This window comes from Natrinema pallidum, from assembly GCF_005890195.1.
Lineage (GTDB): Archaea > Halobacteriota > Halobacteria > Halobacteriales > Natrialbaceae > Natrinema > Natrinema pallidum.
Map to the genome: position 1 here is coordinate 1,983,267 of NZ_CP040637.1, position 20,296 is coordinate 2,003,562.

At 66.2% G+C, this 20,296-nt stretch carries 20 protein-coding genes and 1 pseudogene; 11 read left to right on the plus strand and 10 right to left on the minus strand.

The window, feature by feature from the left end; genetic code table 11:
- Positions 1-41: 41 nt before the first annotated feature.
- Complete coding sequence (locus tag FGF80_RS09860) at positions 42-992, minus strand: DMT family transporter (protein ID WP_006184126.1); 951 nt, start codon at positions 990-992, stop codon at positions 42-44.
- A gap of 179 nt (positions 993-1,171) precedes the next feature.
- Between FGF80_RS09860 and FGF80_RS09865 the strand changes: the two genes are divergently transcribed.
- Entirely contained in the window at positions 1,172-1,654 is a 483-nt protein-coding gene (locus FGF80_RS09865) for an Lrp/AsnC family transcriptional regulator (RefSeq protein WP_006184125.1), read from the plus strand.
- 32 nt (positions 1,655-1,686) lie between these two features.
- Here the strand turns inward: FGF80_RS09865 and gatE are convergent, their stop codons facing one another.
- The 4 genes and pseudogenes from gatE to btuC form a co-directional block, all read right to left on the minus strand.
- On the minus strand, positions 1,687-3,555 hold the full coding sequence (gatE, locus tag FGF80_RS09870) for a Glu-tRNA(Gln) amidotransferase subunit GatE (RefSeq protein ID WP_138653681.1): 1,869 nt from the start codon (positions 3,553-3,555) through the stop codon (positions 1,687-1,689).
- A gap of 522 nt (positions 3,556-4,077) precedes the next feature.
- A complete protein-coding gene (locus FGF80_RS09875) occupies positions 4,078-4,602 on the minus strand; it encodes a cupredoxin domain-containing protein (protein ID WP_006184122.1) in 525 nt (174 codons plus the stop codon).
- Between the two features lie 249 nt (positions 4,603-4,851).
- A pseudogene (locus FGF80_RS09880) lies at positions 4,852-6,066 on the minus strand (ATP-binding cassette domain-containing protein); the annotation flags it as partial.
- 116 nt (positions 6,067-6,182) lie between these two features.
- Positions 6,183-7,280: a vitamin B12 ABC transporter permease BtuC gene (gene btuC, locus FGF80_RS09885; RefSeq protein ID WP_138653683.1), complete on the minus strand. Its 1,098-nt coding sequence runs from the start codon at positions 7,278-7,280 to the stop codon at positions 6,183-6,185.
- A gap of 58 nt (positions 7,281-7,338) precedes the next feature.
- Between btuC and FGF80_RS09890 the strand changes: the two genes are divergently transcribed.
- From FGF80_RS09890 to FGF80_RS09905, 4 genes are all read left to right on the plus strand, one after another.
- Positions 7,339-8,421, plus strand: a complete 1,083-nt coding sequence (locus tag FGF80_RS09890) for a PGF-CTERM-anchored ABC transporter substrate-binding protein (RefSeq protein ID WP_138653685.1) — start codon at positions 7,339-7,341, stop codon at positions 8,419-8,421.
- A 94-nt stretch (positions 8,422-8,515) separates the two neighbouring features.
- Positions 8,516-8,797, plus strand: a complete 282-nt coding sequence (gene srp19 / locus FGF80_RS09895; protein WP_006184118.1) for a signal recognition particle subunit SRP19 — start codon at positions 8,516-8,518, stop codon at positions 8,795-8,797.
- Position 8,798: 1 nt separating this feature from the next.
- Positions 8,799-9,059: an H/ACA ribonucleoprotein complex subunit GAR1 gene (locus FGF80_RS09900; RefSeq protein WP_006184117.1), complete on the plus strand. Its 261-nt coding sequence runs from the start codon at positions 8,799-8,801 to the stop codon at positions 9,057-9,059.
- Positions 9,060-9,157: 98 nt separating this feature from the next.
- Entirely contained in the window at positions 9,158-10,231 is a 1,074-nt protein-coding gene (locus FGF80_RS09905; protein WP_006184116.1) for a presenilin family intramembrane aspartyl protease PSH, read from the plus strand.
- A gap of 66 nt (positions 10,232-10,297) precedes the next feature.
- Here the strand turns inward: FGF80_RS09905 and FGF80_RS09910 are convergent, their stop codons facing one another.
- The 4 genes from FGF80_RS09910 to FGF80_RS09925 all read right to left on the minus strand — a co-directional run bounded on the left by FGF80_RS09910 (position 10,298) and on the right by FGF80_RS09925 (position 14,689).
- Positions 10,298-10,993 (minus strand): DUF6517 family protein, encoded by a 696-nt coding sequence (locus FGF80_RS09910; RefSeq protein WP_138653687.1) that lies wholly within the window; start codon positions 10,991-10,993, stop codon positions 10,298-10,300.
- An 85-nt stretch (positions 10,994-11,078) separates the two neighbouring features.
- On the minus strand, positions 11,079-12,212 hold the full coding sequence (locus tag FGF80_RS09915) for a sensor histidine kinase (protein WP_138653689.1): 1,134 nt from the start codon (positions 12,210-12,212) through the stop codon (positions 11,079-11,081).
- Positions 12,213-12,317: 105 nt separating this feature from the next.
- A complete protein-coding gene (gene cysS, locus FGF80_RS09920; protein ID WP_138653691.1) occupies positions 12,318-13,838 on the minus strand; it encodes a cysteine--tRNA ligase in 1,521 nt (506 codons plus the stop codon).
- A 230-nt stretch (positions 13,839-14,068) separates the two neighbouring features.
- Positions 14,069-14,689 (minus strand): DUF7509 family protein, encoded by a 621-nt coding sequence (locus tag FGF80_RS09925; protein ID WP_138653693.1) that lies wholly within the window; start codon positions 14,687-14,689, stop codon positions 14,069-14,071.
- A 98-nt stretch (positions 14,690-14,787) separates the two neighbouring features.
- Between FGF80_RS09925 and FGF80_RS09930 the strand changes: the two genes are divergently transcribed.
- Positions 14,788-15,192: a winged helix-turn-helix domain-containing protein gene (locus FGF80_RS09930; protein ID WP_138653695.1), complete on the plus strand. Its 405-nt coding sequence runs from the start codon at positions 14,788-14,790 to the stop codon at positions 15,190-15,192.
- Between the two features lie 51 nt (positions 15,193-15,243).
- Here the strand turns inward: FGF80_RS09930 and FGF80_RS09935 are convergent, their stop codons facing one another.
- Complete coding sequence (locus FGF80_RS09935; protein WP_138653697.1) at positions 15,244-15,795, minus strand: DUF7523 family protein; 552 nt, start codon at positions 15,793-15,795, stop codon at positions 15,244-15,246.
- Positions 15,796-15,898: 103 nt separating this feature from the next.
- Here FGF80_RS09935 and FGF80_RS09940 point away from each other — a divergent pair, with 103 nt between their 5' ends.
- The 5 genes from FGF80_RS09940 to FGF80_RS09960 all read left to right on the plus strand — a co-directional run bounded on the left by FGF80_RS09940 (position 15,899) and on the right by FGF80_RS09960 (position 20,291).
- Positions 15,899-16,225, plus strand: a complete 327-nt coding sequence (locus FGF80_RS09940) for a NifU family protein (protein WP_138653699.1) — start codon at positions 15,899-15,901, stop codon at positions 16,223-16,225.
- A 180-nt stretch (positions 16,226-16,405) separates the two neighbouring features.
- Positions 16,406-16,663: a BolA family protein gene (locus FGF80_RS09945; protein WP_006184108.1), complete on the plus strand. Its 258-nt coding sequence runs from the start codon at positions 16,406-16,408 to the stop codon at positions 16,661-16,663.
- 118 nt (positions 16,664-16,781) lie between these two features.
- Positions 16,782-17,243 carry a PH domain-containing protein gene (locus tag FGF80_RS09950; RefSeq protein WP_138653701.1) on the plus strand — a complete coding sequence of 154 codons (462 nt, stop codon included), beginning with the start codon at positions 16,782-16,784 and terminating at the stop codon, positions 17,241-17,243.
- A 31-nt stretch (positions 17,244-17,274) separates the two neighbouring features.
- Positions 17,275-18,855 (plus strand): PH domain-containing protein, encoded by a 1,581-nt coding sequence (locus FGF80_RS09955; RefSeq protein ID WP_138653703.1) that lies wholly within the window; start codon positions 17,275-17,277, stop codon positions 18,853-18,855.
- A 20-nt stretch (positions 18,856-18,875) separates the two neighbouring features.
- Positions 18,876-20,291: a class II fumarate hydratase gene (locus FGF80_RS09960; protein WP_138653705.1), complete on the plus strand. Its 1,416-nt coding sequence runs from the start codon at positions 18,876-18,878 to the stop codon at positions 20,289-20,291.
- Positions 20,292-20,296: the final 5 nt, after the last annotated feature.

Here is a 20,296-nt window from a genome sequence, read left to right on the forward strand (position 1 = left end):
GCGCGGGCGGGAACTGCCGTGATCGGACGCGACGGGCCCGATCACGGCGTCGTGGTGGTGGCACCGTCGACGGCCGAGCGAAGCAGGGACCGCAGCGCCTCGCGTTTGATCATGACGAAGCCGGCGAGGATCGTCACCAGACCGATGAGCGTGAGCGAATCGACGATGTATCCCAGCGTGACCCAACTCACGCCCATCGCGACCACCGGCTCGGCGTAGCTGACGAGGATGACCTGCGTCGCTCCGCTTCGCTCGAGCAGGTGGAAGTAGAGGAAGAACGCGAACACGCCGGAGACGACCGTCAGGTAGACAAACGAGAGCACCATCCCCGACGTCAGTTCGATCGCCGCAATCGACTCCCCGCGCAGGAACGCCCAGCCGAGCAACACGCCGGCCCCGATGAGCATCGCCCACGCCTGGAGCGTCTCGATCGGAAGCGCCGAGTCGATCGGGCGGACGAGGACGCCCCCGAGTGCGAACGCGACGGCCGCACCGAACACGAGCGTCGCGCCGACCGTGACATCGCTGCCGAGTGCGGCTGACGACGGCTGGACGACGGCGATTACGCCCACCAGTCCGAGCACGAAGCCCGCAACTCCGGCGGGTGCCAGCCGCTCTTCTGGAAGCACCACTCCGGCGAACGCTGCCGTTAGGATCGGTGCCGTGCTGACGATGGTCGCCGCTACCGCGCCCGACACGTACAGTTCGCCGAGATACAACAGGCCGTGATAGAACGCGATGACGAACGTGCCGGCGACGGCAACGGCCGCCCATTCGCCCCGACCCGCCGGCCGAATCCGATCGTTCGTCACGGCCGCGTATCCGAAGACGATCGCGCCCGCGATCGCGTACCGAAAGCCGGCGAACAGAAGCGGCGGGACGTACTCGAGTCCGATCTCGATCGCGACGAACGAACTCCCCCAACACAGTGCGAGTATCGAAAAGAGCACCGCTTCGCGGTACCCATCTGGAACCGAATCGATTGATCTCATATTCCATTCGGAAATCGCGGACGTATTTAGATCCTTCTACAAGCACGCCGCGTTTTGAGAACCAAAGACCACACATATGAACGTATTTCGAATTACCCATCACTGAACAGGGCATTCTTGTAGAGAACTCCAATCACCTCGGTCGGAAAACACATGTCGGTTGGGGCCGAACGCCGCCCATGGACGAACGCGACGTGCGCCTCCTCAAGGCGATCGCCGAACTCGAGACCGGGAGCCCCGAACGGCTCCACGAAGCGACCGACATCCCGATCTCGACGATCCACTATCGGCTCAACAACCTCCGGGACGAGGGCGTCATCGAGAACGACCGCTACGATATCGATCTCGAGGAACTCGGCCTGGGCGTCACCGTGTTGATCGAGGTTCACGCGGACTATCAGGGCTCCTACGAGACGTTCGCGGATCGGCTCCTGACCGTCGAGGGGGTTACGAACGTCTACTTCACGATGGGCGAGACGGACTTCATCGTCGTCGCGCGCCTGAGCGATAGCGGCATGGTCGAACGCCTGATCGCCGAGTTCGAACAACTCGAGGGCGTCGAACGGACCGACTCGACGTTCGTCATTTCGGCGATCGAAGAACGGGACGCGCTTCAGAGCTACAGCCTCGAGACGCTGCTCGAGGAACTCGTCGGCGAGTGAGACCGGTGGGAAAACGGGACGCCGGTAGCGGGCTACGTTCGCTTCTGAATCTCCTCGCGGAGGAGTTCGCTGACGAGGTCGCCGTCGGCCTTCCCGCGGAGCGCACCCATACACTCGCCCATGAGTCCCGAGAAGGCCTGCATGCCCTCTTCTTCGACCTGGTCGCCGTTTCGGTCGACGACCTCGACGATCGCCTCGCGAACCTCAGCCTCGTCGGCCCCGCCGAGTCCGGCGTCGTCGGCCGCCGCCGCGGCCGTTCGGTCCGGGTCCTCGGCCAGCGCCTCGAGCAGGTCCGGCACGCCCTCGTTGGGCAGGTCGCCGTCCTCGACCATGCGGAGGACACTCTCGAGGTGGCTCCGAGTCAACGTCTCGACGGGTACGTCGTCACGCCGGAGTTCCGTCAGCGTCGACTCGAGCGTCGTCGCGGCCAGCGTCGGATCGATCCCGTCGGCTACGACAGTCTCAAACAGGGGCATGTGCTCGCCGTAGGCGACCTGCTCGGCCAGCCCCTCGCCGAGGTCGTACTCGTCCTGGTAGCGGTCGACCTTCTCGGTCAGGAGTTCGGGTTCGGGGACATCGCTCGGATCGGGTTCGACCGGCGGCACGTCCGTTTCGGGATACATCCGCGCCGCGCCCGGCAGGGGACGGAGATAGCGGGTCGTCCCGTCGTCGTTCGCGCCCCGCGTTTCTTCGGGCACGCCCTCGAGCGCGGTCTCGGCGCGTTCGGCGGCGGCCTCGATGGCGGCCTCGGCCACGTCCGTCTCCGCGGCGACGATCGCGACGGCGTCCTCGGGACCGGCACCGACCGCCTCGCGCAGGGCCGTGACCTCGTCCTCCGTGACCCCGTACGCAGGCAGTTCGTCGGTGTGGAAGATCCCGCCCGCGCCGTGGCGCTTCGCGTGATCCGAGAGTTCGGTCCCGAGCCGGCGGTCGGGGGCGATCTCACGACCCACGATCCCGTCGAAGCCATACAGCGGGACCGCCGTGACGGACCCGCCGGAGCTCAGTGCCCCCGCGATGACGCCGCTGTCGGTGTCCTCGAAGACCGCGGTCACGTCCTGTCCGTCACCGACCGACGCGTCGCGATCCGCGAGTTCGTCCCGGATCTCGACCAGTTCGGCCTGTCGGGCGACCTCGTTGCGGACGATGTCATCGATGTCGTCGAGGCTCTGGACGCCCTTGATCTCGACGCGAGCGCCCTCCTCGATGGAGACGTTGACGTCCTGGCGGATCGTCCCCAGTCCGCGTTTGACCTTGCCCGTCGAGCGCAGCAGCATGCCGATCCGCTCGGCCGCCTCGAGCGCCTGCTCGGGGCTCGAAATGTCCGGCCTCGTCCCGATCTCGACCAGCGGAATGCCGAGTCGATCGAGGCTGTAGCGCACCCCGTCGCCGGTTTCCTCGACGCGCTGGGCGCTCTCCTCCTCGAGCAGCATGTCCTCGATCCCGACGGTTCCCTCGCTGGTCTCGATCTCGCCGTCGGTGGCGATCAGCGACGAGCGCTGGAAGCCCGTCGTGTTCGAGCCGTCGACGACGATCTTGCGCATGACGTGGGCCTGATCGACCGGGCTCATATCCATCAGCTGGGCGACCTCGAGGGTCGTCTCGAGGGCCTCCGCGTCGAGTTCGTGGGGTGGTTCGTCGTCCTCTTCGACGAGACAGGTCGTGTCGTAGGCGAGGTACTCGAACTCGCGCTCGACCTTGCTCTCCTCGACGGCGGCGTCGTCGAGTTCGCCCAGTTCGCTCCGGGTGGGATGGAGGTAGCGCGTGAAACTGCGCGTCGACTCCGCGGGCTCGCGGCGGTCGGTCGGACACTGGCAGAACAGCTTCGTCGCCGTGTCGAGTTGCTGGTGGATCTCCAGCCCGGCGACGAGTCCGAGGGCCTCGTAATCGTACTCGGTCATTGGCAGGCACTCGGTGGCGGAGGGGTAAAAAACCGTTCAGTTCCGCCGTGCGCGATGAACGCCCGCGTTCGTGGATCCGCCGCTGTACACGGACCCTGACAGTCGACGGGCAGGTGCTGGTCATCACCGAGTGCTGGGCCTGGGTGGGGAGTCCTACGCGCTCTCGAGGCAGTACGCGGACCTCGAGTCGATCGTCCGGGACGCCGTCGAGACGTCCGTCTCGGAGGTCAAGAACGGGACGTTCCTGCGGCAGAGAACGTCTCCGATCCGCTCACGGAGTGAGTCTCGTCGTACTCGTTTTTCCGCTCGAGAACCCCCGGCTACTGCGAATCGGTCCTCCACGCCCGCCGGTTCGCTCACAGGCGTCGTTCTTGGCTCATTCCCGAGGTAGGTACTCCAAGTCCGTACCCCGGGCTTCGAGCAGCCGGCTCCGATCGTTCGGCTCCCGACGTTCGATCGGCCACGGACCGCCGCCCGAACGCCATGCAGCGAGGGACCCGTTTCCGGAACGCCCGCAGTCCCTCAGTAGCCGCTCTCGTCGTTGCCGTTGCTCTCGGTCCCGGTCGCTGCGCCGGTCTCCGCGTCGTCCCCGCCCGTCGACAGATCGAAGCCATCGTTGAACTCGACATCGCCGCGCATCGACTCCGGATGAAACTCGCAGTAGTATTCGGCCGCGTCCTCGTTCGCTTCGAACGTCATCGATACCGTCTCACCCGCCTCTTCCGACGAGTCGGACGCTTCGAGCTCCTGGCCATCCTCGGTCTCGACGATTAGTTCGTGCTCCGCCCCGTCGGCGTTGATCCAGACGAGTTCGTACACCTCTCCGTCCTCGAGGTCCAGCGTCGGGTTCTCTTCACCCTCGATCTCCACGGGTGCGATACCGTACCAGTATTCGATTCGCCCAGCGAGGATAATCGGCTGCCGGTCGGTCTCCTCGTCCTCGCTACCGTTTTCCTGGGCTGTCACAGCGCCCGTTAGAGCGGTCCCCGCAGCCGCCGCACCGATGAGTTCGAGTGCGGTTCGCCGCGTCTGTTCGAAGCTGGTCATACACGGGCTCGATCCCGTCGCGGATAAAAAAGACGGACGCCCGTTTCTCGAAACAGCGTGTAATTTGACGGTGGAATCGGGTATTGATTCTCCCACCAACCAACGAAACGGACATCGATCAGTGCTTCCAGCGGGGATCGCTTCCAGCCGATATACGGGTGCTGCTCTCGACCGGATTACTGGCTTCGGAACTCGTTCCGATCACGTACTGGTCGCTTGCTCACGGCTTACTCTCACTGTCGACAGTCGTTACCCGTCGGTCGAATCGGCCGACGCCGCCGGGTTGGACTGTGACTTCTCGAAAACCATCGTGACCGCATCGAGCACACGACGCTGCGGGACCTCGAGTGCTCGCTCTCGATAGCTCTCGTATCGGTTTCGGGCAGCACCGCTACCGGCGTTCCGCTCCTCGAACGGCCCCGTTTCGATTCGGACGAGCGATTCGGACTCGTCGAGTACGGGGAGAAGCGTTCGGGTACCGGTTCCCACCACGAAATCCGCGAGTACCGTTACGTCGGCATCACGAACCAGCCGCCCAGCGCTGTCTACCTCTTCGGAGGAGAGCCGCGTGAACGGCTCGGTCTCGAGGGGATCGATGCCGATCGACCGCGCCGCTTCGGCTGCTGCGTCCCCGCTCGAGACCGGTCCGAGCGTCACTTCGATTCCCGCGGCTTCCAGTCGAGCGACGACGCCGCCAGCGGCGGTTCCACTCCCCAACACGTGGACGCGCTCCGGAAGTGAGTCCTCGTCGCAGTCGGCCCTGAAGGCGGTCACCGTTTCGGTTCCCGTCACCGGATTCGGCGTGACGACCGCGGTGGCGTCGAACGACGCTGCGAGCACATCGCTCGTCACCACCGCGGACGGCGCGCCGTCCCGGGCGACCCCTCCGTCGGCGAGCACCACGAGCCGATCGCAGTACCGTGCGGCCAGATCCAGGTCGTGAATCGCCGCGACCACGGTCCGACCCTCGTCGACCAGGTTGCGGACCAACTCGAGCGTCTCGACCTGGTGAGTGATGTCGAGACTCGCCGTCGGCTCGTCGAGCAGCATGACCGGCGTCTCCTGTGCGATCGCTCGCGCGAGTACGACCCGCTGGCGCTGCCCGCCGCTGATCTCGTCGATCGGTCGGTCGGCCAGGTCGGCCGTGCGCGTCCGCTCGAGGGCGCGTTCGACCGCCTCGTGATCCGCAGGCGTCGGCGACGAGAACCGCGAGCGATGCGGATGACGGCCCATCTCGACGACGTCGCGAACCGGGAAGGAAAACGAGAGCGTCGTGTCCTGGGGGACGACGGAGACGAGGCGGCTCGAGGCCCGCGAGGAGAGGTCGTGAACGTCGACGCCGTCGATCGTGACCGACCCGATATCGGGCGTGAGCGCGCCGCTGATGAGCCGCAGCAGCGTCGTTTTCCCGGCCCCGTTCGGGCCGACGAAGCCGACGAACTCGCCCGGCTCGATCGTGAGTGAGACGTCCTCGAGTACCGAGAGATCGCCGAACGCGAGCGAACAGCCGTCGGCGGAGACGGTCACCGGCTCGGGTCCGACTTCGGATTCCCGTGTGTCTTCGCGGCGATCGGCGTCGGTCATACCGAATGCACCTCCCGACGAGTGAGCAGAAACAGGAAGAACGGTGCGCCGAGCGCCGCCGTAATGATTCCGACGGGGACGACGGCGGGACCGACCCGGGCGATCGTGTCGGTCACGACCAGGAACGACGCGCCGGCGACCGCACTGGTCGGCAACAGGATTCGGTGATCGGGGCCGACGACGAGCCGCATGATGTGTGGGACGACGAGCCCGACGAAGCCGATGATGCCCGCGACCGCGACGCCGGCGGCGGTAATAATGCTCGCGAGCACGAGCAAGAGCAGTTTGGTGCGTTCGACCGCGATGCCGAGGTGGTGAGCGTCCTCCTCACCGAGCAGGAGAACGTTCAGTTCCCGTCTGAACGCACACAAAACGAGGACGCCGGCCAGCGTGATCGGGAACGCGAACGCCACGTCGCTCCACTGGCTGTTGTTGAGATGCCCCATCATCCAGAAGACGGCTTCCCGCAGCGAGTCGCCGCTGTGGACGAGCATGTACGAAATCATCGCGCCGAGGAACGCCTGGACCGCGACGCCGGCGAGCAACAGCGTCGCGACCGGCGTCCGCCCCCCGTCGGTCGCGATCGCGTAGACCAGAAACGCCGTCGCGAGCGCGCCGACGAACGCCGAGAGGTGAAGCCCCCCGAACGGGACCAGCGCCGGAAACGCGATGGCGGCGACCGCCCCCGCGGCGGCACCGGAAGACACGCCGATGATCGACGGATCGGCCAGCGGGTTTCGGAAGAACCCCTGCATTACGGTTCCCGCAGCGGCGAGCGCGAGCCCGACCGTCGCCGCGAGCGCGATGCGGGGCAACCGAATGTCCGCGACGATGATCTGGCGCGTCGCCGGAACGTCGAACGAAAAGACCGCGGCATACTCGAGCCCTGGAGCTGGAACCGAGATGCCGAGGACGGGAACCGAGGCGCTGCCGACGGTTACGCCCGCGGGAACGACGATTGCGTTCAGCGTCGCCATCGCAACCGTCACGGGGTCGATTCTGACCGGTCCGAGTGCGGCGCTGGCCAGGACGACGGCGATGAGCAGTACGACGAGTCCAGCCGACCACGCCGCTGTTCGGGCCGGTCGGTACATATGACATCCAAACTTTCAGTGGGCAAATATTTGTTGAAGTAGGGTGGAGGGTGATGCAATGCAACGATACCTATCCGTGTTTCTGGCCGTCCTGATCGCCGTTTCGGCGTTCGCACCCGTTACGGCCGGGCAGTCACACGGCGAGACCGCTTCAACCGTCGACTGCGAGTTCCCGCTCGAGGTGACCGACGCAACGGGCGAGACGATTTCGCTCGAGGACGCGCCCGACTCGGTCGTGGCGCTCCAGCCGAGCGACGCTCAGACAGTGTTCGAGATCGGTGCCGAAGACCGCCTCGACGGGTTGCCCTACAGTCAGGCGACCGCCGGCCTCGATCGCGGTGATCGGACGAACGTCGGCAACGGCTTCTCGATCAATCACGAGCGCGTGGCCGATCTCGATCCGGACCTCGTCCTGGCCGCCAATATCACGAGCGAGGAGGACATCGATCAGCTTCGGAACGCCGGATTCACCGTCTATCACTTCCGCGAAGCGGGATCGCTCGACGACGTTCGCGACAATGTGATCACCACCGGCGAACTCACCGGGGAGTGCGACGGTGCCGAAGAGACCGTCGACTGGATGGACGAGCAACTCGAGATCGTCGACCGGGCGCTCGAGGGCGAAGACCGGCCACTCGTGTACTACGCGATGGGCGACGATGGAACGACGGCCGGGACTGAAACGTTCATTCACGAAGCCCTGACGACCGGTGGCGTCGAAAACATCGCGGAAAGGGCGGACATCGGATGGTACGAACAGATAAACAGCGAGATCGTCATCAGCGAGGACCCCGAGTGGATCATCCATCCCGACGCCAGGGACGAACCGCCGATCCCCGACTCGGTCGAGGCCACGACGGCCTATCAAGACGATCACGTCTTCGCAGTGAACGCGAACCACATCAGTCAACCCGCACCGCAGGTCGTCTACGCAATCGTCGACATCGTGGAAACCGTCCATCCCGAGGCCTACGAAGCGGCCAGTGAGGAACTCGAGACGGCGAACGAAAGCGATAACGAGGCCGACGAGAGCACTGATGAGAGCGGTGAGAGCGGTGAGAGCGCCATCCCCGGCTTCGGTATGCCCGCCGCACTGATCGCGTTGCTGGCCGCTGCCGGAGTCGTCGTCCGCCGACGATAACCCGCCGTCTCCGTTTCGTCCCGTTTCCGCCGCCGCCGTTCGCCGACGTATCGTTTTGAAAAGGGTTTACTCGCCGGACCTCCCAGGGATGCGCATGGTCGAGAACGTCATCTGGCCCGCCTATCTCGATGCGTCCCTCTCGCGGGCCGAGGGACGGCGCGTATCCCAGGATCTGGCGGTCGAGGAGCCGACGGTCGACGAGATCGCGAAGGCCGTCCAGCAGATCGGGTACGACGCCACGATCGAGCGGGACAAAGCCTACTCTCGAGAACACTGGGCCGAACGGGGCCGCGTCGTCGTCCGCGGGGCCGACGACTCGACGAAAAACGACCTCGTGCAGGCCGTCGCGGCGTACGTCGTCGCGATGCGTGAGTAACATGCATCGGGTTGGCACGGTCGTCCGTACTGCACAGGGGCTCGCAATCCTGCGGGCGGACGAGGCCGACGGCGGCCAGCGCGCCACCGATATCGACGGCTATCGCGACGATATCGGGACGATGGTCATTAATGACGACCTCGAGACCGTCGGCCGCGTCGTCGACGTCTTCGGCCCGGTTTCGCGGCCCTATCTGGCGGTGACTCCCGACGACGGGGTCCACCTGCCGTCGCTGGTCGGATCGACGCTGTACGCCCGGTAACGGCCCGATCAGACGGCGCTCGGGCCGGCGTCGCTCGCTCTTTTTTCGGCGGCCTCGAAGTGGAAAGGCCAATAGGAGCGGGGTGCAAACGCCGCGCCATGAACGACCGTACTCGGGTCCTCGCCGCCGTCGGCGCGACGGTTTGCCTGTTTCTCGGCGTCCAACTCGGCGCGCTGGCGCTGGTCGACCCGTTCACCGAATCGGGCCGACAGGCCGTCGAGAACCCCGACGATCCCACCAACAGCATCCTCTACGTCGGCGTCATGCTCGTCGCGACGGGGCTCATGCTCGCCGCGTTCAAGTACGACCTCGACCGCCTCATTCGACTCCTGCTCGTCGGCGTGAGCGTGATGATCTCGTGGTACGTCTTCGCCGAACTCGTCCCCGCGATCGTCGGCCCGTTCGTCTCCGAAGGGGTCGCAAGCGGGCTCACGATCGTCGCTTCCTTGGCCGTCGGCGGTGCACTCCTGTGGTATCCGGAGTGGTACGTCATCGACGGCGCGGGGGTGGTGATGGGAGCCGGTGCTGCCGCCCTGTTCGGGATCAGCTTCGGTCTCCTGCCCGCACTGCTGTTGCTCTCGGCGCTCGCGATCTACGACGCCATCAGCGTCTACGGCACCGAACACATGCTCGACCTCGCCGAGGGCGTGATGGACCTCAAGATTCCCGTCGTACTCGTCGTCCCGCTGACCCTCTCGTACTCCTACCGCGCGGCCGGCAGCACCGACGACGTTCTCGAGGACGGCGGCACCGAGCCTGCGGCACCCGACGACCCCGCCGGTGACGCGCCCGGCGGCGACGCCACGGACGGCGATGCAGCCGACCCCGACGATACCGACGCGGCCGCCGACGACGGACCGGACGCGGACGGCGCGCTCGACCGGGACGCGCTGTTCATCGGCCTCGGCGACGCCGTCATTCCGACGGTTCTCGTGGCCAGTGCGGCGGCGTTCCTCGACGTCAGCACCCTCGCCGTTCCCGTCCTCGCGGTGAACCTGCCGGCACTCGGCGCGGCGGTCGGCACGATCGCCGGCCTGCTCGTGCTCATGTACATGGTTCTCGAGGGGCGGGCTCACGCCGGACTGCCGCTGCTCAACGGCGGCGCGATCGGCGGCTACCTGCTCGGCGCGCTCGCAAGCGGGCTCTCGGTCGCCACCGCGATCGGCCTCTGAACGCGTTCACGGTCGCCGATCATGCCGTCCCCCGTGGCGACTTCCGTCCCGTCGAGTCGGCTCGACTCACCCCTCGCCGCCGTCCGCACCGTTTTCGACGAGATCGACCTCGATATCGTCGTAGTGCTCGAGACCGCGAACCAGCGTATCGATCCGCGCGGTCTCGCCCGGCACGACGTCGGCGGCGGGGTAAACGGCGGCCACGACGATGTGATCGTCCTCGTGGTCGCGCTGGACGATGTCGAGAACGATATCGGCCTCGTACTCGTCCTGCAGCGTTGCCGTGCCCGCGTACGTCTGGAATGAAAAGCGCTCTCCCAGCGCCTCGAGCGCGCGACCGCCAACGGCTCGTTCGATCTCGAGGCCCGCGTAGTGGTTCTGAATGCGGTCGGCGATCTCCCTGTTCGAGAGGTCGCTCACCGGGTTGAAATCCTCGTTGCCGACGCGAACCTGTGGCGTCGTGACCACGCCGAACACGCCGGATCGAACCGGATCGTCGCCGAACTGCTCGGCCGGCAAGTCGATCGCTCGATCGTACGTGCTGACGTAACTCGTCGCTTCGATGTCTTCGCCGCCGACGCGTTCCTCGTCGACCCGTCGTCTCGTCCCCCGGTACTCGTAGCCGGCTTCCGCGGCCGCGTCTTCCGAGACGCGCGCCGGCGCTGCTGCAAACGTCGTCATGTCGTTGATGCCGCTGAGGCAGCCGGCCGCCGTCCCGACCACGCCGGCACCGAGCGCGCCGATGAACTGCCGTCGATCCATGTCACTCACTCCGACCAGCGTCGAACGGATAAACGACGCGGCGATCTGCACGGCGTGATGACCATGCGGCCGGCGTTGCCCCCTCCTACGAGCCGAGGACGGAGACGCCGCGCACTTCGAATCTGGCACCGCCGTCACGGCCCGTCGTGACCGAAACCGACCAGCCGTGTGCATCGACGACGTGTCCGACGATCGCGAGCCCGAACCCCGATCCACCGGCGTTCGAATAGCCGGATTCGAACACCTGCTCGCGCTGTGCGGCCGGGATCCCCGGCCCGTCGTCTTCGACGTAGAAGCCGTCGAACGCGCCCGCCTTGCCCGCCCAGTCCGCAGCCTCCGCTTCTTCGCGGCGATCCTCGTCGACCGCCGGTTCGCTTCGCTCGTCGGTTCCTGCCACCGGCTCGAGCGCCCCGATTTCGATGCGCGAAGCATCGCCCGCGTGTTCCACGGCGTTTCTGAACAGGTTCTCGAACAGATGACTCACGAGCGAGGCGTTCGCACGGATCACGATGTCGTCGCGGACCGAGACCGTCGCCGACCCCGTTTGGACGTTGGCCCACGCGGTTTCGACCGCGGTCGCGAGCGACAGCGGGTTGGCCTCCTCGACTTCGTCGACAGTCACGAGCACCAGCGCGTCGGCGATGATCGCTTCCATGCGCTCGAGCGCCGAGCGCAGCGCGCTCCGATCCCCGTCGCCGGCTTCGAGAGCAGCGCCGTCGTCCAACTCGAGCATCTCCGCGTGGGCCAGCGCGACCGATAACGGATTGCGAAGGTCGTGCGAGAGCAGTTTCGCGAACGACTCCATCCGGTCGGCTTGGTCTCTGGTCCGTTGCTCGAGCAGCCGTCGCTCGGTGATATCGATGTGCATGACGAGAACGTACGCTTCGCCGTCGTGTTCGTACGGCGTTGCCTGCAGCATGTACCAGCCGTCCTCCTCAGGGCCGTGACAGGGGTACTCGAGGGAAAACGTGTCTCGATCGCCGGCCGCGACGGCGCGGATGCCCCGTGCCGTCGCCGTCGCGTCGGGGTCGTCGCTGGCTTCGCAGACCGCGAGGTAGTTGCTCCCGACCCCACCCGCGTCGTCGCCCAGTCCCCGCGCGTCGCCAAACGAGTGCCACGACTCGTTCGTGTAGACGATCTCACCCGCCTCATCCAGGATGGCGATGCGCGCGGGAAGCGCGTCGAACCCGGCCGCGACGAACGAGCCAGAACGTCTCATTGTCCCTCATTCGAACGCGACCTACTTGAGGCATATTGCCGCTGGACCGTCATACGACTCCTGGCCGACCACGGCGGGACCGGCGAGCACCGGATCGAACCCAGCTCACTCCTCGGACGGCAGCCGATACGTCGACCCGTCGTCCGTATCCTGCACCTCGATACCGAGCGCCGCGAGTTCGTCGCGTAACTCGTCGGCGCGCTCGTAGTTGCCGGCCTCGCGCTCCCGCTCGCGGACCTCGAGAACGAGGTCGACGACGTCGCCCGCGAGGTCCGCGGAGCCGGTCGTCTCGCCGGTAAAGGAGAGGCCGAGCACGCCGCCCAGTTCCGCGAGCGTTTCCACGGCCCGCCGAAGGCCGCGGTAGTCGTACGCGAGCTCGGCCTCGCGGTCGGTATCGCCGCGTGCAGCCTCGAGATGTCGGTTGATTGCCGTTGCGATCAACAGCAGCGCCGACTGGGCCTCCCGCGTGTTGAAGTCGTCGTTCATCGCGGCCGTAAACGTCTCGCGCGCGCCGTCGATCGCATCGCGCAACGCCCCGTCTTCGACTTTCGAACTCGCTGCCGGGGAGTCAAGCGCCTCGACGGCCGCCTCGTAGCCCCGCTCGAGTTGCGCCCAGCGCTGCTCGGCCTCGGCGATCGTCTCGTCGGAGTAGAGCTGTTTGCTGTTGTAGGAGCCGGCGGTCAGGAACGTCCGCACGACGTTCGTTCCCCAGCGGTCGATCGCGTCGTCGACCGTGACGAAGTTGCCCAGACTCGAGGACATCTTTTCGTCGTCCATCTGGAACAGTTCGCAGTGGAGCCAGTAGTTGGCGAACTGTTGGTCCGTCGCGGCTTCGGACTGCGCGATTTCGTTTTCGTGGTGGGGAAAGACGAGGTCCCGGCCGCCGACGTGGATATCCAGGGTCTCGTCTAGGTGAGTCATGCTCATCGCCGAGCACTCGATGTGCCAGCCCGGACGGCCCTCGCCCCACGGCGAGTCCCAGGTCAACCCCTCGGGCGGGTCGCCGCCGTGGTCGACACCCTCGTGGCGGTGCTCTTCGACGGCGTCGGGATCGACGCCGCCCGCTTTCCAGAGCGCGAAATCCGCCGGATTACGCTTCTCGGAGCGCTCGTCGGGTTCGCCCTGGGATTCGATCTCGTCGAGGTCCTGATTCGAGAGTTTGCCGTACTCGTCGAACCCGGTCACGTCGAAGTAGACCGAGCCGTTGGACTCGTAGGCGTAGCCCTTCTGGATCAGGGTCTCGACGAGGTCGATGATCTCGGGCACGTGTTCGGACACGCGGGGATAGACCTCCGCACGCAGGAGGTTCAGCGAGCGCATGTCGTCGATCGTCCGCTGGATGTAGGTCTCCGCGACCGCGGCCTCGCTCTCGCCGAGGTCGTCCTCCCCGACGCGGGCAACGATCTTCTCGTTGACGTCGGTGAAGTTCTCGACGTGACGGACGTCGTAGCCGAGGAACTCGAGCCAGCGGTGCATGACGTCGACGTGGACCCACGACCGCGCGTGGCCCAGATGCGGCGGGTCGGAGACCGTCAGGCCACAGTAATACAGGAGTACGTCCTCGGGGTCCCGTGGCTCGAACGGTTCGCTCTCGCCCGTCAGCGTGTTCGTCACGTGCAGCGTCATGACGCGCATTTCCCCCGGACGAAAGTTAAACGGTGTGATGACACCCGGGTGCGCCACGCGCCGGTCAGCGGGACGAGCGCGTTCCGGGCGCGACCGAGACCGGTCGGACACGAGGTGCCCGACGCAGGGGCCGATATAGTCGCAACTGAAACGATTGACACACTGATCGCAACGCCGTCGTGTGATCAGGTGTGCAATGACGTTCAGTTGCGACTATAGCACGTCCGGTGTCACTCGAGCGCCTCGAGGTCGCCGAACCGCTCCCGGTTCATCGTCGTGACGACGAATCGGCGCACCGTATCGATCAGGTCCGCCTCCGTATCGTACGTTTCGATCCGGAGGTCCCAGCGGGTTCGCGCCGACCGGATCATCTCGCTCGTCACGTTCGCCTCGTGGACGAAGACGATCCGATCCCCGTGCGTTTTCGCGACGTTCTCCAGGATGCTTCCCGCTTCCTCGCCGACACCGAAGTTGTGTCCGAGAAAGGGGACGACGAAGACAGTCGCGTTCGCGTGGCGAGCGTACTCGATGCTCTGGGTCACCGCATCGATCTCGTCCGTATCGATATCGACGTCGACGGCGAGGAACGCGTTGACGCCCGGGTCGGCCCGAAGCGTTCCCTGTACCCGCCGGAGCAGTGCTTTCGCCTCGTCGATCGCGTCCTCGTTCTGGAAGAGCGTTCTGAGCGGGCCGGGAAGAGCGTCGATGTCCACGTCCCGTACCTCCTCGTCGGACAGGACGTAGTTCAGATTGAAGGATTTGTACGGTCCCATCAGGTAGAGGAGGAACCGATCGTACGTGACCGCGCCGAGCCGATCGGCGATGCGATCTCGCGTGATATCCCGGGCCATGCCCCGACCAACTCGTCGGGTCGTTATAAAGACGGATGTTTTCAGCAGATGCTGGCTTGACAAGGACTAAGAGACGAGAGCGAGTAGTTCGCGCCACGATGGGGACGAAACACACGCGGGTCGCCGACGACCCGGACGATCCGGACGATCTGCTCCCGGCGGAAAGCGTGCTCTCCCTCGAGGAGTACCTCGAGATGCAGGCCGCGATCGGCAACCGGACCCGTTTCGAGATCGTCTACCGACTCTCCCGGACCGACGAACTGACCCCCACGGAACTCGAGTCGATGATGGAGATCGACGATAGCACCCTCCACTACCATCTCAACGAACTCCGGGACGTGGGCCTTATCGAAAAACGCGTTCGGACCGAACGGGACAGCGAGGGGCTGTATACGTACTACAGGGGGACGATCCTCGGTGACGTCATCCTCGAGCACGGCGTCGAGGAACTCCTCCGTCGCGAATGGGCGTTCAGCGAGGCGTACGATAGCAGCGAGCACTGAGCACGGACATCGCGATCACTCTTCTGGCGCTCGAAGCCGTCTCCCCGTTTCTCACGCCGTGTCAGCGTCCGCTCGCTCGAGCGCGTCTTCGACCGCCCGCAGCGCGTCGGCTCCCTCGAGGCGGTCGACCGTGACCACCATCGTTCCATCGGCGACGCCCGCCGCAGTCGCTGCCAGTCCGTCGGCCGAAAGCCGCGCCAGGACGTCGGCGAGTGCGGCGGCATCGACATCCCCCATCGCGACGATCGCGGTGCGATCACCGCCGGAGGGACCGATCGCCACACCGCCGACGCTAACGAGCGGTGCGGTGGATTCGCCGTCCACGTCGGCTCCGTCGGCATCGGCCTCGAGCGGGCCGATCCCGCGTTCCATCCGGACGCGAACGGCTCGCGATTCGGTCTCGTACGCCGGTAGTTCGTCGGCGTATCGCCGTAGCGCCGTCGCAATGGCGTCGGTCTCGCCGTCGACCGGGAGAAAGCGAGCCGCGGCGGTGTAGTTGACGACGCCGGCCCGCAGGGCGGTCCGGAGGAACGGCCGCCGGTCGACCGCCCGACGGGTGTCGGCTGCCAGTGACATATCGAGGACGGCGTCTCGCGTCGGCATAAAGTCGCCGCCATCGCGTCGGACGGCTCGCAGTCGCGCCGTCGCCGCCGTCGGGGGAGCGTTCGCCCGACAGTATATATCGCTCCAGTGCCTCGTCTTCCTCATGAGCGAGTCCGACACGGAGCAGTCCCCCGAGGACGCGGTCCGCGACGACGTGTCGCTGTTCCTCCGACGGAACTTCCCCCAGATCGAGATGCACGGCGGCGACTCGTCGATCACCGAGATCGACCTGGACGAGCGCCGCGTCTCGATCAACCTGAGCGGTGCCTGCAGCGGCTGTGGCGTCAGCCCGATGACGACGCAGGCGATTCGTCGGCGTCTCCCGTCCGAAATCGACGCGATCGACCACGTATCGGTCAGTACCGGTCTCGAGGGGCTCGCCGACGAGGCGTCCTCGGGTCGCGACGTGCCGCCCGACACCCCGTTCTGAAACCCCGACCCACGGTCTCGGGTCCCGCACTCGATCCGGTTCCGGGCCGAACGGGACCCGCGACGACTGTTTCGATCGCGGCGAACTGACGGCAGCCCCCGTCGCACGACACCGACGACGACCTGTTGGCCGTTGGCCGCGACCGCGGTACTTTTGCCACGAGCGATGCATGCCCTTCGTATGGAACCAGCAGCCGTCGAGGACGTCATCGAATCGAATCTCGAGGACAGCGAGGCGACGGTCACGCACGCACGCGATGAACACGACGATGACCACCTCGCTGCGACGGTCGTCTCGCCAGTCTTCGATGGGCTCTCGCTCGTCCAGCAACACGAACGGGTCTACGACGCGCTCGGCGATCACATGACGACCGACATCCACGCCCTGGAACTCTCGACGTACACGCCCGCGGAGTACGCCGACCTCGACGAACAGTAGGTGCGGATCGGTTTCGCGCCGTCCTCGAGACGGCGCTCGTCGGTAACGTGACCGATGACGATGTCGTCCGACCGCTCGGAACCGTGGCTTTATCCACGTGGATTGACAGGATATGGGCATGGAGTCGCTTCATCCCCGCATCCGGTTGCTCTGGATCGCTCGCGGCGCGCTCGCGGCGGTCGTCCTCGCCGTCGCACTGGTCGTCCTCGACCAGTGGCGGCTCACCGTCCCCACGGTCGCGATCGGGGTCGTCGTCGCGCTCGCGCTCGCCCTCGTCGTCGCCTACGCCGTTCGCCGCTATCAGGGCTGGCGGTTCGAACTCCAGGACGACGCCCTCTACCTCGAGCGGGGCGTCGTCACCGTCGTCGAGACCGCGGTCCCGTTCGTCCGCGTCCAGCACGTCGACACGCAGTTCGGGCCGATCGAGCGTGTCCTCGGGCTCTCGAGCGTCGTGGTCTATACGGCCGGCTCCCGGAACGCCGACGTTCGGATTCCGGGCTTGACGCCGGATCGGGCCCGAAGCTTGCAGGAAACTCTCCGTGAACTGGCGATCGAGAGCGAGGCCGAGGACGCCGTCTAACATGAAGCGCTTACACCCACTGAGTGGAGTGATGCTGGCTCTCCAGCGCGGCGTTACCGGTTTCTCCATGCCGTTTTTCTTCGTCATGATCTCGGCGAGCGTCGTCGATTTCGTCGCTATCGGCTGGGTGTTCTGGCTGGCCCCGATCGGCTTCGTCGCCGGCGCGGGGTACGGCCTCGCCCACTACTACCGATTTGGCTACGCAGTGACGGCCGATACCGTCGACGTCTCCTCGGGGGTGTTCTCTCGCCGATCCCGGGAGATCCCCTATCGGCGGATTCAGAACGTCGACGTCTCGCAGGGTCTCCTACAGCGGGTGCTCGGTGTCGCCGTCGTCTCGATCGAGACCGCCGGCGGCGGTGACACCGAGGCGACGCTCCGCTTCGTCAGCGAGGACGAGGCCGACTGGATTCGAGCGGAGATTCGCCGACTGACGGCCGCGACAGCGGAGTCGACCGCCGATTCCGACGCCGACCGACCGGCATCCGCCGCCGAGTCGGTTCCCGCTTCCCCCGCCGCATCCACCCGCCGCGACCGGTCGGAAGACGGGACCGCACCGACCCAGTTGTTCGAACTCGAGGCCGGGGAACTGCTGCTCTACGCCCTCTCATCGTTTCGGTGGGGGGCGGCGGTCTTCCCGCTCGTACTGGTGTTGTTCCTGACCGACGCCGATTCGGGGACGAACCTCGTGCCCGCATTCGTGTTCGACGCCGCGCGCCCCTTCGGCGGTCCGGCGACGCTCGAGGGAGCGGCAGTCGGGCCGCTGCTCGTATTGATCGCGGTCTCGCTCGTCCAGTGGTCGGTTTTCACGTACGTCTCGAGCGCGGTCTATACGATCGCGAGCTATTACGGGTTCCGTCTCGGACGCGCGGGTGACGACTTCGTCTACGAGCGCGGGCTGCTTCAGCGATACAGCGGCTCCATTCCCGCGGACAAGGTCCAGTCGGTCACGATCGCCGAGAACCCGCTCCAGCGACTGCTCGGTTACGCCGGCCTCTGGGTCGAGACGGCGGGTTACGGACCCGACAGCGGTGACGGCAGCCAGGCGACGGTTCCGATGGCTCGACGCGATCGCGTCTCTCGGTTCGCGGAGAACCTTACCGGTGCCAAGCCGTCGCGATTCCAAAGCCCGCCACCGCTTGCGCGGCGACGGTACCTCGTCCGCTATGCCCTGATCGGATGCGTCGTCGTCGCCGCCGCGTTCGGGCTTGCACGGGTCTCGGCCCTCGAGCGCTGGTATCTCGCGGCGGTCGTCTTCGTCGCAGTGCCGCCCGCGGCCCACCTGCGGTACGCCAACCTGGGCTACGTCGTGGGTGACGACCACCTCGTGATCCGGACCGGCTTCTGGAAGCGCCGGACGACCGTGATTCCCTACTACCGGATTCAAACGGTCGCGACGCGGCGATCCGTCTTCCAGCGGCGGCTCGAGCTGGCGTCGCTGACCGTCGATACCGCCAGTTCGCGGACCTTCGTTTGGGGAACGCCGACGATCTACGACATCGACCTCGAGACGGCCCGCGAGATCCACGGCACGGGCCGAGAACGGCTTCAGTCGGCACTGCGCGACCGCGCTCGGACGGACGATATCGGGCTTTCGGTGGATTTTACGTGACCGGCCCCGAGGCTCCGCGTATGGCAGACGGAGACGATTACCGACTCGAGGAGGACAGCCTCGGCGAGATGCAGGTCCCGGCCGACGCCTACTGGGGCGCACAGACCCAACGTGCGATCCAGAACTTCCCCATCTCGGGGATCACGTTCAGCCGGCGGTTCGTCCGCGGACTGGGCGTCGTCAAGAAGGCCGCCGCGCAGGCCAACCGCGACCTCGGGCTCGTCGACGACGACGTCGCCGAGGCCATCATCGAGGCCGCCGACGAGGTCATCGCCGGCAAGCACGACGACCAGTTCCCGGTCGATATCTTCCAGACCGGTTCGGGGACCTCCTCGAACATGAACGCCAACGAGGTCATCGCCAACCGCGCCGCCGAACTCATGGGCTCGGAGATCGGCGACCGCGTCGTCCACCCCAACGACCACGTCAACTACGGCCAGTCGAGCAACGACGTCATCCCGACCGCGATGCACGTCGCCTCGCTCGAAGCGGTGGAGAAAGACGTCATTCCGGCGCTCGACACGCTCCGCGAGGCCTTAGAGGCGAAAGAGGAGGAGTTCGACGACGTCGTCAAGACCGGCCGCACGCACCTGCAGGACGCGACCCCGGTTACGCTGGGACAGGAGTTCAGCGGCTACCGCACGCAGGTCGAGAAGGGCCTAGCCCGCGTCGACCAGGTACGTGACCACCTCGGCGAACTCGCGCTGGGCGGGACCGCGACCGGGACCGGTCTCAATACACACGAGGAGTTCCCCGGCCGCGCCGCCGAGTACATCACGAAGGAGACCGGCGTCCAGTTCCGCGAGGCCGACAACCACTTCGAGGCCCAGGCCGCCCACGACGCGATGAGCGAGGCCCACGGCGCGCTCCGAACGGTGGCGGGCTCGCTGAACAAGATCGCAAACGACCTCCGACTGCTGGCCTCCGGTCCGCGCAACGGCCTCGGCGAGATCGAACAGCCCGAGAACCAGCCCGGCTCCTCGATCATGCCCGGCAAGATCAACCCGGTCGTCGCCGAGGCGGTCAACCAGGTCCACAAACAGGTCGTCGGCAACGACGCCGCCGTCTCCGCCGGCGCGGCCGAGGGCCAGATCGACCTCAACCTCTACAAACCCGTGCTCGCGCACAACTTCCTCGAGTCGGCCGAACTGATCTCGAACGCGAGTCAGGTCTTCGCCGAGCGGTTCGTCCGCGAACTCGAGGCCAACGCGGAGTACTGCGAAGAGCGCGTCGAGCAGTCGATGGCGATGGCCACCTCGCTGAACGTCCACATCGGCTACGACAAGGCAAGCGAGGTCGCAAAGACCGCGCTCAAAGAGGACAAGACCGTTCGGGAAGTGGTCCTCGAGAAGGGCTATCTCGACGAGGCGGAGGCCGACGAGGTCCTCGATCCCCGCAAGATGGCCGAACGCGGTATCCTCGGACAGGACGACTGAGACGG